This is a genomic window from Duganella sp. HH101 (assembly GCF_001758795.1).
GTDB lineage: Bacteria > Pseudomonadota > Gammaproteobacteria > Burkholderiales > Burkholderiaceae_D > Rugamonas > Rugamonas rivuli.
On the sequence record NZ_LRON01000003.1, the window covers coordinates 309,232 to 322,722 of the forward strand.

Here is a 13,491-nt window from a genome sequence, read left to right on the forward strand (position 1 = left end):
GGGCTGTGCGTGCTTCATCCCCGGCGCGATGGTATTGAAAATAAATATACATTATCTATTTAATAAATAAATTTACATCGCTACCGCAGTCTGTTGTAATGGCCATCGAGGGGGACGAGTATGGCCAAGCTACGCGTGATTCAGTTTCATCCTTATGACCCAACCCACCCCAACGTGGGCGGCATAGGCAGCGTTATTCACGCGCTGATCAAATTTGCGCCACCGGACTTCGATATCTATTTCGTCGGCGTCAGCGTCGATAGCCGGCGCCACCCGGTCGGCCGCTGGCAGCAGCTGGAACTGGATGGGCGCAGTTTTCATTTTCTCCCGGTCATGGAGGCGCCTGTCGGCCGACGCGAAAAGATACCGCGCACGCTCAAGTTCACCTACGCCTTGTGGCGCCATCGCAAAAAGATCGACTTGCACGGCGCCCTGCTGGAATTTCACCGGATCGAGCCCAGCGCCGTGTTCTGGCTGGCGTCCAACCATAAAGTCCTGTTCCTGCATGGCCATCACGGAAAAGACTATTACAACCCGAAATCCGAAGTGAAATGGTCGCGCTTCCCGGCCGTCTATTTCTGGCTGGAGCGCCATTTGATCGCACGGGTCAAGCAGGTCTACATCGTCAGGGCCGACGCGGTCGCACACTACCAGCAGCATTATCCGGCCATGCGCGACTGCATCCAGTTCATTCCCACCTGGGTCGACGAGACGGTCTTCCGTTCGTTGCCGGCGACCGGGCGCACGCAGCTGAAACAGCAGTTCGCCCAAGAGCACCAGTTTGACCGGGGCAAAAAAATACTGCTGTTCGTGGGGCGCTTTGTCGGTCAAAAAGACCCGCTGTTGTTACTGCAGGCGTATCAGGAGTTCAAGCGCCATCGCGACGACACCGTTCTGGTCATGATAGGTGCGGGCGAGCTGGAATCGGACATGCGACGCTTTATCCGCGAGCAGGGACTGGAGGCCGACGTCCGCATACTCGCCCCCCGTTCCCATCAGCGGATTTCAGAATGGATGAATGCCGTCGATTGCCTGTGCCTGTCATCGGCCTTCGAGGGCATGCCGGTGGTTCTGGTGGAAGCCCTGTATTGCGGCGTGCCGGTGGTCAGCACCGATGCCGGCGAGGCGGCCCGCCTGATTCCCAACGACAGCATCGGACGCCTGGTCCGCGAGCACGCGCCCCTGCCGTTCATGCAGGCGATCAGGCAGATTTTGTCGCAGCCGTCCGATCCCTGGGCATGCCAGCAGCAGGCGGATCCGTACACGGCGAAGACGGTACTGCTTGGACTACACTCCCGCTACCGCGAGCTGCTCGATGGCGTCGACGCAAAGCCTCCGTCAGCGGCCGCTCGATAGCCAGGTAGACCACATACCCCAGGCCTATGGCGCCCAGCAATACCAGCAGATAGGTGCAGCGGGGACCGACCAGCGCCGCCAGGTGGCTCCTGATCAGCAGCTTCAGCAGCAAGCCCTGGAGCTGCTCGTGGATCAGGTAGATGGTATAGGACGCGTTCCCCAGTGCGACCAGGACGGCGGGCACGCGGAGATATTGTGCCGTCTCCAGCTTGGCCGCACCGGCCAGCAGGAAGGCAAAGCCCAGTATCAGCACCAGATAGGACAGCTCGTGGGGCAGTGGCGGAGCCACGACCGCGGCTATCGATATCCCCACGCCCGCCACCAGTTCGATCCAGCCGCGCCCGTCGCGCCGGTACAGGTAGAACGCCCCCATGCCGAACAGGAAATACAAATTAAAGGCAGCGGTATAGACATTGCCCGCGTTGCGCTCCGCTACGCTCGGATAGTTGTAGTAAATGACGCAGAACAGGGTGGCCGCGGCAAATCCCGCCATGCCCAGGCGCCGGTTCAAGATCAACAGCGAGAACACGGCGTAAAAGGCCACCTCATGAAACAAGCTCCACGCCACCGTCAATGGTGTGACGGCGGCGGTGAAGCGTATCAAGGTGAAGGAGGTTATCCAATCGCCCAAGCTGGAGGGAATGCGCGCATCGGTGCCCAAGCCTGCCGCCACCAGCAGGCAAAACGGGACGTTATATAGCCAATAGATGGGGTACAGGCGAATGAAGCGCCGGTAGATATACGGCCACCACGCGGACGGCTGGCCTATGTCGCGGTGATGGGCAAACAGAATAATAAAGCCGGATAAAACAAAGAAGAACCGCACCCCGCCTATGTGGCGCGTCCAGTCGAAAAAAACCTGCTCGCCGCCGTAGCGCGGCAATCCCATGGCGATCGATAGATGAAAGGCGGCGACACTAATGGCGGCCAGCGCCCGCGCAGCTTGTAGTGTTTTTAGCATGCAATAATACTAACATTGAATGCCGGGGGCCTCGACAAAAAAAACGCAGCCCGAGAGAGGGGCTGCGTTTTTGGTGAGGGTCCGTCGCCAGCCTTACTCGACCGTGACCGACTTCGCCAGATTGCGCGGCTTGTCCACATCGGTGCCGCGTGCCAGCGCCGAGTGGTAGGCCAGCAGCTGCAACGACACCACGTGCAGGATGGGCGACAGCAGGCCGTAGTGCTCCGGCAGACGGATCACGTGCACGCCTTCGCCCGAGGTGATGCGCGAGTCGACGTCGGCAAACACGTACAGCTGGCCGCCGCGCGCGCGCACTTCCTGCATGTTGGACTTCAGCTTCTCGATCAGCGCATCGTTCGGCGCGATCGTCACGACCGGCATTTCTTCCGTCACCAGCGCCAGCGGGCCGTGCTTCAGTTCACCCGCCGGATAAGCTTCGGCGTGGATGTAGGAAATCTCTTTCAGCTTCAGCGCGCCTTCCAGGGCGATCGGGTAGTGCATGCCGCGGCCGAGGAACAGCGCGTTTTCCTTGCGGGCGAAATCTTCCGACCAGGCGATGATCTGCGGCTCCAGCGCAAGCACGGCCGAGATCGCGACGGGCAGGTGGCGCATGGCTTTCAGATGCTGCTCTTCTTCCTCGTCAGTCAGGCGGCCGTTGACTTGCGCCAGCGACAGCGTCAGCAGGAACAGTGCGGCCAGCTGCGTGGTGAAGGCCTTGGTCGAGGCCACGCCCACTTCCACGCCGGCGCGGGTGATGTAGGCCAGTTTGCATTCGCGCACCATGGCGCTGGTGGCGACGTTGCAGATGGTCAGCGTGTGTTCCATGCCCAGGCTGCGCGCATGCTTCAGCGCGGCCAGGGTGTCGGCGGTTTCGCCGCTTTGCGAGATCGTCACCACCAGCGTGTTCGGGTGCGGCACGCTGTCGCGGTAGCGGTATTCGCTGGCGATCTCGACGTTGACCGGGATCTTGGCCACCGATTCGATCCAGTACTTGGCGGTCAGGCCGGAGTAGTAGCTGGTGCCGCAAGCGAGGATCAGCACGCGGTCGATCTGCTTGAAGACGTTGTAGGCGCCGTCGCCGAACAGTTCCGGCATGATGCCGGTCACGCCTTCGAGCGTGTCGCCGATGACGCGCGGCTGTTCGAAGATTTCCTTCTGCATGTAGTGGCGGTACGGGCCCAGCTCGGCAGCGCCGGTGTGCGCCTGCACGGTCTTGACTTCGCGCGTGACCGGCTTGCCGTCGACGTCGACGATCCACGTGCGCGCCAGTTGCAGGTCGACCACGTCGCCTTCTTCCAGGTAGATGATCTGGTCGGTGGTGCCGGCCAGCGCCATCGCGTCCGAAGCGACGAAGTTTTCACCCTGGCCCAGGCCGACGATCAGCGGCGAACCCTGGCGCGCGGCGACCACGCGGTGCGGCTCTTCACGGGCGAACACGGCGATCGCATACGCGCCATGCAGGCGCTTGACGGCTTGCTGGACGGTGTCGAACAGGTCGCCGTTGTACATGTGGTCGACCAGGTGGGCGATCACTTCGGTGTCGGTCTGGCTCTGGAAGACGTAGCCGAGCGCGGTCAGTTCGGCGCGCAGTTCGTCGTGGTTTTCAATGATGCCGTTGTGGACCAGGGCGATGCGCGCCTGTTCGGTGGTCGGCGAGAAGTGCGGGTGGGCATTGTGCGACGCCGGGGCGCCGTGCGTGGCCCAGCGGGTGTGGGCGATGCCGGTGAAGCCTTGCATGCCGACTTCGGCGATCTGCTTTTCCAGGTCGGCCACGCGCGAGGTGCTGCGCGAACGCTGCAACTGGCCGTCCACGTGCAGGGCGACGCCGCAGGAATCGTAGCCGCGGTATTCCAGGCGCTTCAGGCCTTCGATCAGGATAGGGGTGATGTTACGCTGCGCTACCGCGCCGACAATGCCGCACATGGAAAACCTCGCTAAAAATAAGTGTAGCCATGCTAGAGCAGGACTTATGAAATAAGCTTTCTAAATCCTGTATATTTTGGAATATTCTTTCACTACACTGATATTGTGAAATATTATTTCATTTTCGAGGATAAATTTTATGGATGAGATAGATCGTCGCATTTTGAATGCGCTGCAAGTTGATTCATCACAAACAAACAGCGAGCTGGCGCTGGCGGTCCACGTATCGGCGCCGACTTGCCTGCGCCGCGTCAAGCACCTGACCGAAAGCGGCGTGATCCAGCGCCAGGTCGCCATCGTGGCGCCGGAGAAGGTCGGCCCCAGCCTGACGGCGATTGTGGAGATCTCGCTGGATATCCAGGCCGCGGAGCGCATGGCCGAGTTCGAAGCCCATGTGGCGGCCGACGACGCCGTGCTGCAATGCTACCGCGTGGCGCCGGGGCCGGACTTCGTGCTGATCGTCCAGGTGGCGGACATGCCGGCCTACCACGCGCTGGCCCACCGTTTGTTCGCCACGCAGACCAATGTGCGCAACGTCAAAGCCTATTTTTCCACGTTCCGCAGCAAATTCGAAACGCGAATCGCGGTTTAGCAGCTTATCCCCGGCTTGTTCAGGTACTTTTGCACAGCTTTATCCACACGGAAGCGAGAGCGGGAAATGTTTCCCCGCCTTTTCCACGGCTTTTCCAAGGACTATGCACGAGCTTATACCCAAGCTTATCCACAGTAAAAAGTTATCCTGAATTACTCACATGATTTCCCACAGGCTTATCCACAATATGGCCGGAAGTGGGGCTGCAGGCCGTGGCACGGGGTCGCTTTGCTCATGCAAGCAAGGTTGTCCCATACTTTTCCCCACCTTATACGCGGCTTTTGCAGGGCTTGTACGCAGGCTTCTCCACATCTTTATCCACAATGCGGGGCGTAAAAAAAGCCGGGACGTATCCCGGCTTTGCTTGAGGCGCTGAGCGCTTACTTCGGCTTTTTCACCGGGCGGCTCCAGCCGTCGATGGTGATCTGGCGCGCGCGCGAAATCGTCAGCTTGCCGGCCGGCGCATCCTTGGTCAGCGTGGTGCCGGCGCCCAGGGTCGCGCCCTTGCCGACGGTGACGGGCGCCACCAGCTGGCTGTCGCTGCCGATGAAGGCGTCGTCTTCGATCACGGTCCGGAACTTGTTGACGCCGTCGTAATTGCAGGTGATGGTGCCGGCGCCGATATTGACGCGCGAACCGATGGTGGCGTCGCCGATGTAGGCCAGGTGGTTGGCCTTGCTGTGCGCGGCGACCTGGCCGTTTTTGATTTCGACGAAGTTACCCACATGCACATCCTCGGCCAGCACGGTGCCGGGGCGCAGGCGCGCGTAAGGGCCGATGATCGACACTTCGCCCACCACCGCCTCTTCGATATGGCAGAACGGCTTGATCTGCGCGCCGGCCAGGATGCGGGAGTTGATGATCACGCTATGCGGGCCGACGCGCACGCCGTCCGCCAGCTCAACCCTACCTTCGAACACGCAGCCGACATCGATGGTGACGTCGCGGCCGCAGACCAGTTCGCCACGCACGTCGATGCGGGCAGGGTCCATCAGCGTCACGCCCTGTTCCAGCAGTTTCAGGGCGATATTGCCCTGGTGGATGCGCTCCAGCTCGGCCAGTTGCACCTTGCTGTTGACGCCGGCCACTTCCCACTGCGCCGACGGCTGGGCCGACACCACGGGCACGCCGTCCGCCACCGCCATGGCGACGATGTCGGTCAGGTAGTACTCGCCCTGGGCATTGTTGTTCTTCAGCGCACCCAGCCATTGCTTGAGACGCGCGGTCGGCACCACCAGGATGCCGCTGTTGATCTCTTTGATGCCACGTTCGGCTTCGTTCGCATCTTTTTGCTCGACGATGCGGACAATTTCGCCGTTCTCACGGACGATGCGGCCGAGCCCGGTCGGATCGTCCTGCACCACGGTCAGGATGCCCAGCTTGTCCTTGCCGGCCACGTCCACCAGCGCTTGCAGCGAGGCGGAGGTGGTCAGCGGCACGTCGCCGTACAGGATCAGGGTGGCGGCGCTGTCGTCCAGCTCCGGCAGCGCCTGCATGACGGCGTGGCCCGTGCCCAGTTGCGGTTCCTGCAGGGCGGTGGCGACCTTTTCGGGTTGCTTGGCCAACATGTCCAGCACGGCTGCGCCCCCATGTCCGTAAATCACGCATAATCGGCTGGCAGACAGGCTGCGCGCCGTATCCAGAACATGCGACAACAGCGGCTTGCCCGCCAGCGGATGCAACACTTTTGGCAAGGCCGATTGCATGCGCTTGCCCATGCCTGCTGCGAGGATAACTACATTCATAGGTGCCAAATCAAGAAAGTTAATCAATGCGAAAGTTTAACATGCCAGATATCCACAGCCCCGCACTGCGCCGGGTTTTCCTGATCGTCCTGATGGCGGTGCTGGCCGGTTGCAGCTCGCTGCGCCTGGCCTACAACCACGGCGATACGCTGTTGTACTGGTGGCTGGACGCCTACGTCGACCTCAACAGCGACCAGAAAGTCTGGGTCAAGAAGGATATCGACGATCTGTTCCGCTGGCATCGCAAGACCCAGTTGCACGACTACACGCAGATTCTGCAGACCGGACAGCGCCAGCTGGCCGGCAATCCCACCGTGGCCGACCTGGCCAACGACTACGACGAAATCAAGCGCCGCACCCAACTGCTGCTGTTCAAGGCCCTGCCGGAGCTGGCCGACCTGGCGCGTTCGCTGCAACCGGAGCAGATCGTCGCGCTGGAAAAAAAGTTCGCCGCCAATAACGTCGAGTTCCGCAAGAAGAATATGAAGGGCGACAAGGAAGCCCAGCAAAAGTTCCGCTATAAAAAATCGATGGAGCAGTTCGAGCTGTGGTTCGGCAACTTCAGCGCCGAGCAGGAAGCCCAGATCCGCCGCGCCTCCGACGCCCGCCCGCTGGACAACGATATCTGGCTCGACGAGCGCATGCGCCGCCAGAAAAACATTTTGACGCTGGTGCAAAAAGTGCAGCGCGAAAAGCTGAGCAAGGAGGCGACGATGGCGCTGATCCACACGCTGATCAAGGACAGCTTCGAGCGCCTCGAACATTCCGAGCGCAAACCCTTCTTCGATGCCTACGATGAATCCACCATGCAGCTTATCTTGACCGTCATCAAGATCGCGACGCCGGCCCAGAAAGCCCACGCGCACAAGCGCATGCAGGGCTGGATCGACGACTTCAACAGCCTGGCGGCGGAGCCCCGCTAGGGCCGGTATGGTATAGTGGCCCCTGTTGAATCAATGACTTAGAACACAGCCACATGCCAAAAAAGCCCGCCAACAAGCCCGCGAAACCAGCCAAAGTCCCGGTCCACGGTCCCCAGCACAGCAACCAGGTGCGCATCATCGGCGGCGCCTGGAAGCGCACGCCGCTGCCGGTGCTGAGCGCCTCCGGCCTGCGCCCGACGCCGGACCGCGTGCGCGAAACCGTGTTCAACTGGATCAACCACCAGCGCGACGGCTACTGGGCCGATGCGCAAGTGCTGGACTTGTTCGCCGGCAGCGGCGCGCTGGGTTTCGAGGCGGCCAGCCGCGGCGCGCAATCGGTGACGATGATCGACACCGTGGTGCCGGTGGTGCGCCAGCTGGAAGACATCAAGGCCAAGCTGAAGGCCGACAACGTGCACATCATCCGCGCCGACGCGCTGGCGGTGGCGCAATCGGCCATCGCGCGCGGCCAGAAGTACGACCTGATCTTCCTCGATCCGCCCTACCAGCAGGAATTCCTTGAACGCTGCCTGCCGCTGTGCACGCGCATCTTGAAAGAGGGCGGCCTGATCTACGCCGAATCCGGCCTGGCGCTGGAGTTCGAAGAAGGCGCGGCGCCGGAGTGGATGGCGCCATGGGAAGTGCTGCGGGCTGACAAGGCCGGGATGGTGTTCTATCATTTGTTAAAGCACAGGCAAACGGCTGCCTGAACACCCGCCATTTGCCGCTAAAAGGGCGGCAAGCCGCCCCAAATTAAGGCAAACAGGGTTTTTCAGGCATAATGCGCGTTCTATATTGGTGCACTGCAAGGAGCCGCGATGGTAGTAGCCGTTTATCCAGGAACTTTTGATCCGTTGACCCGTGGTCACGAAGATCTGGTGCGTCGCGCATCCGGTCTGTTCGACACGCTGGTGGTCGGTGTCGCCGACAGCAAGAACAAGAAACCGTTCTTCTCGCTGGAAGAGCGCCTGACCATCGCCAACGAAGTCCTGGGCCACTATCCCAACGTCAAGGTCGAGAGCTTCTCCGGCCTGCTGAAGGATTTCGTGCGCGAGCATGACGCCCGCGTCATCGTGCGCGGCCTGCGCGCCGTGTCCGACTTCGAATACGAGTTCCAGATGGCGGGCATGAACCGCTACCTGCTGCCCGACGTCGAAACCCTGTTCCTGACGCCGTCCGACCAATACCAGTTCATCTCCGGCACCATCGTGCGCGAGATCGCGGTGCTGGGCGGCGACGTGTCGAAGTTTGTCTTCCCATCGGTCGACCGCTGGCTGCAAAAGAAAATTGCCGCCAACCAGGCCGCCGAGCAATAAGCGAGTTCTATCATGGCCTTGATGATCACCGACGACTGTATCAATTGCGACGTTTGCGAGCCTGAGTGCCCGAACGACGCGATCTACATGGGCGCGGAAATTTACGAAATCGACCCGGACAAGTGCACCGAATGCGTCGGCCATTTCAATGAGCCGCAGTGCCAGCAGGTGTGCCCGGTCAGCTGCATCCCCTTCAATCCCGCCTGGCGCGAGAGCGAAGAACAGTTGCGCGACAAATTCGAACGTTTGCAGGCTGCCAAGGCCTGACGAGCCAAAAAAGCATGACCGTGCGGCCATTTTGCGCCGCGGCGTGTTGCTGTCCTCCTCCGGGTGGTATATTCCACCAACGCCTAACTCGCGGGCGCCCTCGGAGACTACACATGAATCGCAGAAACACCATCAAGAGCCTGATGGCAGCCGCCTTCCTGGCCGGCAGCTTCAGCCTGCCCGCCTTTGCCGCCGTGGACGTGGCCGGCGTTAAATTCGACGACAGCATCAGCGTTGCCGGCAAAGAATTGAAGCTGAACGGCGCCGGTCTGCGCACCAAGGTCATCTTCAAGGTCTACGCCGCCGGCCTCTACCTGACCGAAAAGAAAACCACCGTGCCGGACGTGCTGGCGACCCAGGGCCCGCGCCGCGTGGCGATCACGATGCTGCGCGAAGTGAGCTCGGAAGATTTCGGCAAGGCCTTCATGGACGGCCTGAACAACAACACCGACAAGAACGAGCGCAGCAAGATCCTGCCGCAGACGATGAAGTTCGGCGAAGTGTTCGCGCAAATCCAGGCGCTGAAAAAAGGCGACCAGATGCTGCTGGACTGGACCCCGGGCGAGGGCACGCAGTGCTATCTGAACGGTAAGAAAATCGGGGAATTGATGCCGGACGTGGCGTTCTACAACGCCGTGCTGCGCATCTGGCTGGGCGACCATCCGGTCGACAGTTCGCTGAAACCTGCCCTGCTGGGCGAGAAGTAATGTTGCGGCGCGGTACCGGCGGGGGCGTCCCCACGGTACCGTCGCTTAAATTTTAGGCACGGGCTGCCATCGCGCGCAGTTCGGCGGCCTGGCTGGGCTCCACCGAGTTCAGCATACGCTTGAGCATCATGGCGTCGCGCATCTGGCGGCGCTGGAGCAGCTCTTCCTTGCTGCGCTTAGGCTTGACGACCAGCATGGCTGCACGGCCCAGGCCTCGCAGCAACGGTTTGAACAGCACGAGCAGCGCGCAAACGGCGCCGCTGGCCAGCGCCAGCTCACCGGCGGCGACCAGGGAAAAATTTTGTACGAATGAGATGATGGTAGACATGTTGTAACACTGCATTTAGAATCAAGTGTAACTATAGTGCAGCGCAACATAAGTATCCAATTTACTTCCCCGATAACAATTATTCGTTTGGTGAATGGGATGTCTTATCATTGACGAGAAATCCATATTTCTCGATACTGTACCGACCCCAACCCCACATCCCGAGCCGACATGAGCTTTTTGACGCTGGACTTGAATTTGTTACGCGTCTTCGACGCCGTGATGACAGAGCAGAACCTGACACGCGCCGCCGGCCATCTGGCCATGACCCAACCCGCCGTCTCCAACGCCATCAAGCGCTTGCGCGAGAGCCTGGGCGACGAATTGCTGATACGCACAGCCTACGGCGTCAAGCCGACCCCGCGCGCCGAGGCGCTGTGGCCGTCGGTGCGCAGCGCGCTGGCCAGCCTGGAAGCGGCGGTGGCGCCGGAGACTTTCGACGTCTCCGCTGCCCACGCCACCTTCCGCATGGCCATGGCCGACGCCACCGCCGCCTTCTGGCTGCCGTCGCTGATGCGTTCGATCGAGAGGGAGGCGCCGGGCGTCAACGTGCGCATGGTGCCGCTGACCACTCGCGAGCCGCGGCCCATGCTGCTGCGCGGCGATATCGACCTGGCGGTGGGCTTCTTCCCCGGCGTGGCGGCGCAGCTGTCGTACGAGACCGGCTCGCCGATCCGCCACGAGCGGCTGTATTCGGGACACTATGTGTGCGTGATGCGGCGCGACCATCCGCTGTCCAAGGTCGACCTGACCCTGGACAACTACTGCAAGGCCAATCACCTGCTGGTGAGTTTCTCCGGCCGCGCCCACGGCCTGGTGGACGAGGCGCTGGCGCAGATCCAGCGCGAGCGCCGCATCCTGCTGACGGTCAACCAGTTCTTCACCGCCGGCCGCGTGGTGGCCAATTCGGACTTGATCACCGTGCTGCCGCGCCACCTGATCGCCTCGACCGGCATGACCGATGCGCTGATTTCCAAGGAATTGCCGTTCACGCTGCCGGCGGTCCACTTGGACATGCTGTGGCACGAGCGCGATGCCCGCAGCCCGGCCCACAAATGGCTGCGCATGCATCTGGAAGGCATGAACACCGTGGCCCAGCGCACCGCGCCGGGCACGGCGCCGAAGAACGACACGTACTGATCACTGGTGGCTGGAGCGGTAGCCGATGCGGAAACCGCCCCAGTGCCTGCCGTTCACATAGATCGGCGCCGACAGGTCGTGCATCACCTCGCCGGTATCGCGCTTGTAGGTTTGCAGCAGGAAGGGCTTGGTGTTCGAGCCGCAGCGCTTGCCGGTGCGGTCGCTGAAGATGCGCTTGGTGCGGTTGTTGACGATGTCGACATCGTAATTGCCCGTCAGCGGCTGCGAAAACTTCTTGTTGTGGGTGGGGAAATATCCATTGTTATCCACAGCGCCTGCGTAGGCCAGCTGCGGCATCGCCGCCAGCACGGCCTCCTGCAATTGCGGCAGCGCGCGGTCGGTGAAATCGTCGAAGCGGCTCTTGTGCTTGGGCGGGTCGGTGTTCGGGATCGGCGTGTAGCTGCGGTCGAACAGCGCTTCGCGCGTGATCTTGCCGGAGGCGATGGCCGCTTCGAAGATCCGTCCCACGTCCGCCGCCGCCTGCTGCGCGGCGATGCGGATCGCGTCGTGCGAGGTGGCGATCGACGATTCGCCCAGCGCGCCGGTGATGACCTCGGCCCGCTCCGCCAGCGCCATCGCCGAACTGGCGGCGCGCGGCAATTCCTTCTCTGTGGATAACAGGCTGTCGCGGATGCTGGCGATGGCCGTGGCGATGTCCTCGGTGGTGGCGACATGCTCGCGCGAGGCCCGGGCGATCTCGCCGATCTCCTCTTCCGACACGCCGGAAGAACGCTCGATATTGCCCAGCAGGCCATGCACGGTTTCCACATTGCCGGCCGCCTCGCTGACCTTGGCCGCCAGCGAATTCATGCCGGACGCTGCCTGCTCGGCCTGCTGGTTAATCTCGCGCACCATGGTGCTGATCTCGTCGGTGGCTTCCTTGGTGCGCAAGGCCAGCTGGCGCACCTCGCTGGCGACCACGGCGAAGCCGCGCCCCTGTTCGCCGGCGCGCGCCGCCTCGATGGCCGCGTTCAGCGCCAGCAGGTTGGTGCGGGCCGAGATTTCGCTGATGGCCTCGGTAAATCCATAGATTTTGCGGGAGTTCGTCTGCAGGCTGGCCATGACGGCCGCCGCGGTCTGCGCATCCTGGCGCGCGGTGTTGATGCGCTGCAGGCCGTTGTCGGCCTCGGCGCGGCCGGCCACCGTTTCGCCGCGCACCTGGGCGGCGATCTTGGCGGCGCGCTCGGCGTTGGTCGCAATCGCGGCGGTGGCCTGCGCATTGTGGGCGGAGCTGCGGACGATGCCGCTCGCGGTGCCGACGTCGAGCTCGATTTTCTTTTTGACCGAATCGACGAAATACGAGGTTTCCGCCGCGCCGATCATGATGGCGTCGATTTCCTCGCCGACCACATGGGCGAAGCGTTTGACGCCGTCCTCGTCGCCGTTCTGGCGGGCGGCCCACCAGGCCACCGCTGCACCGGCCAGCGCCGCCGGGGCCGCCGTATAAACCAGCGTGGCGCCGTCGCCGGCCGCCAGCTTGAACAGATACGCTACGCAGGTGCCGCCTGCCGTCGCGCCCAAAAGCCATAATCCACGTTGCACCAGCTTGTGCTGCAAAAGCTTCATTTGTCCCCCGTTTTACCAGGCGCCTTGGGCGTCTCGACTAATTTTATTGCCCTGTTGCTATTTTATGGGCAACTTGGTGGTATTCTTCACCTCTTCCATAACGGCGTAGGTGTGGGTTTCGCGCACGCCCTTCTGGAGCAGGGTTTTACCCAGGAATTCGCGGTAGGCCGCCATGTCCTTGACGCGGGCTTTGACCAGATAGTCGAAGCCGCCGGCAACCATGTGGCACTCCAGCACTTCCGGGATCACCTGGACGCTGTGCTTGAAGGCGTCGAAGACTTCGGGTGTCGTGCGATCGAGCACTACCTCGATAAAGACGAGCAGGGACACATCCAGCAGCTGCGGGTTCAGTTGCGCGGTGTAGCCCATGATGTAGCCGGACTCGTGCAACTTGCGCACGCGTTCCAGGCAAGCGGCTGGTGACAGGTTCACCCGCGCCGCCAGTTCCACATTGCTGATGCGGCCATCGCTCTGCAATTCCATCAAGATTTTTTTGCTGATCTTGTCTAACATTTCCGGGAACTCCCAAATAAATATTATTTGGTTAAATTGTCGCACTAAAAACAATCTATTGCTAGCCCCCTGCAATACCAGAATTAATCCAGAAGAAATCCCACTACAATCGAATCATCAGCAGTTGACTCGGATTTACGCTCGCCAGCACCCG

13 protein-coding genes and 1 pseudogene are annotated in these 13,491 nt (G+C 61.5%); 8 read left to right on the plus strand and 6 right to left on the minus strand.

All coding sequences use genetic code 11. From position 1 onward, the window contains the following. Positions 1-120: 120 nt before the first annotated feature. A complete protein-coding gene (locus tag DUGA2_RS06545) occupies positions 121-1,356 on the plus strand; it encodes a glycosyltransferase (RefSeq protein WP_083296236.1) in 1,236 nt (411 codons plus the stop codon). Positions 1,357-1,372: 16 nt separating this feature from the next. On the opposite strand, the pseudogene DUGA2_RS34375 reads toward DUGA2_RS06545, so the two are convergent. Both DUGA2_RS34375 and glmS read right to left on the minus strand, forming a co-directional pair. After that, positions 1,373-2,317, minus strand: a pseudogene (locus DUGA2_RS34375) (acyltransferase family protein); the annotation flags it as partial. A 93-nt stretch (positions 2,318-2,410) separates the two neighbouring features. Continuing rightward, positions 2,411-4,240 carry a glutamine--fructose-6-phosphate transaminase (isomerizing) gene (glmS, locus tag DUGA2_RS06555; protein ID WP_008443368.1) on the minus strand — a complete coding sequence of 610 codons (1,830 nt, stop codon included), beginning with the start codon at positions 4,238-4,240 and terminating at the stop codon, positions 2,411-2,413. A gap of 139 nt (positions 4,241-4,379) precedes the next feature. On the opposite strand from glmS, the gene DUGA2_RS06560 reads away from it, so the two are divergent. Then, a complete protein-coding gene (locus tag DUGA2_RS06560) occupies positions 4,380-4,832 on the plus strand; it encodes an Lrp/AsnC family transcriptional regulator (RefSeq protein WP_008443372.1) in 453 nt (150 codons plus the stop codon). Positions 4,833-5,212: 380 nt separating this feature from the next. Here DUGA2_RS06560 and glmU read toward each other — a convergent pair whose 3' ends face one another. Beyond that, positions 5,213-6,577, minus strand: a complete 1,365-nt coding sequence (gene glmU / locus DUGA2_RS06565) for a bifunctional UDP-N-acetylglucosamine diphosphorylase/glucosamine-1-phosphate N-acetyltransferase GlmU (RefSeq protein WP_070268080.1) — start codon at positions 6,575-6,577, stop codon at positions 5,213-5,215. Between the two features lie 41 nt (positions 6,578-6,618). Here glmU and DUGA2_RS06570 point away from each other — a divergent pair, with 41 nt between their 5' ends. From DUGA2_RS06570 to DUGA2_RS06590, 5 genes are all read left to right on the plus strand, one after another. Beyond that, positions 6,619-7,500, plus strand: a complete 882-nt coding sequence (locus tag DUGA2_RS06570; protein WP_070268081.1) for a DUF6279 family lipoprotein — start codon at positions 6,619-6,621, stop codon at positions 7,498-7,500. A 53-nt stretch (positions 7,501-7,553) separates the two neighbouring features. Next, entirely contained in the window at positions 7,554-8,210 is a 657-nt protein-coding gene (gene rsmD / locus DUGA2_RS06575; protein ID WP_070268083.1) for a 16S rRNA (guanine(966)-N(2))-methyltransferase RsmD, read from the plus strand. Between the two features lie 108 nt (positions 8,211-8,318). Further along, entirely contained in the window at positions 8,319-8,816 is a 498-nt protein-coding gene (gene coaD / locus DUGA2_RS06580; RefSeq protein WP_070268084.1) for a pantetheine-phosphate adenylyltransferase, read from the plus strand. A 12-nt stretch (positions 8,817-8,828) separates the two neighbouring features. Further along, positions 8,829-9,083: a YfhL family 4Fe-4S dicluster ferredoxin gene (locus tag DUGA2_RS06585; protein ID WP_070268086.1), complete on the plus strand. Its 255-nt coding sequence runs from the start codon at positions 8,829-8,831 to the stop codon at positions 9,081-9,083. Positions 9,084-9,196: 113 nt separating this feature from the next. Beyond that, positions 9,197-9,790, plus strand: a complete 594-nt coding sequence (locus tag DUGA2_RS06590) for a chalcone isomerase family protein (RefSeq protein WP_070268087.1) — start codon at positions 9,197-9,199, stop codon at positions 9,788-9,790. A gap of 52 nt (positions 9,791-9,842) precedes the next feature. Here the strand turns inward: DUGA2_RS06590 and DUGA2_RS06595 are convergent, their stop codons facing one another. Next, complete coding sequence (locus DUGA2_RS06595) at positions 9,843-10,118, minus strand: hypothetical protein (RefSeq protein WP_229214608.1); 276 nt, start codon at positions 10,116-10,118, stop codon at positions 9,843-9,845. Between the two features lie 171 nt (positions 10,119-10,289). Here DUGA2_RS06595 and DUGA2_RS06600 point away from each other — a divergent pair, with 171 nt between their 5' ends. Next, a complete protein-coding gene (locus tag DUGA2_RS06600) occupies positions 10,290-11,258 on the plus strand; it encodes a LysR family transcriptional regulator (RefSeq protein WP_008443389.1) in 969 nt (322 codons plus the stop codon). Here DUGA2_RS06600 and DUGA2_RS06605 read toward each other — a convergent pair whose 3' ends face one another. Continuing rightward, positions 11,259-12,824 carry a methyl-accepting chemotaxis protein gene (locus DUGA2_RS06605; RefSeq protein WP_070268091.1) on the minus strand — a complete coding sequence of 522 codons (1,566 nt, stop codon included), beginning with the start codon at positions 12,822-12,824 and terminating at the stop codon, positions 11,259-11,261. A 57-nt stretch (positions 12,825-12,881) separates the two neighbouring features. Beyond that, a complete protein-coding gene (locus tag DUGA2_RS06610; RefSeq protein ID WP_008443393.1) occupies positions 12,882-13,337 on the minus strand; it encodes an Lrp/AsnC ligand binding domain-containing protein in 456 nt (151 codons plus the stop codon). Positions 13,338-13,491: the final 154 nt, after the last annotated feature.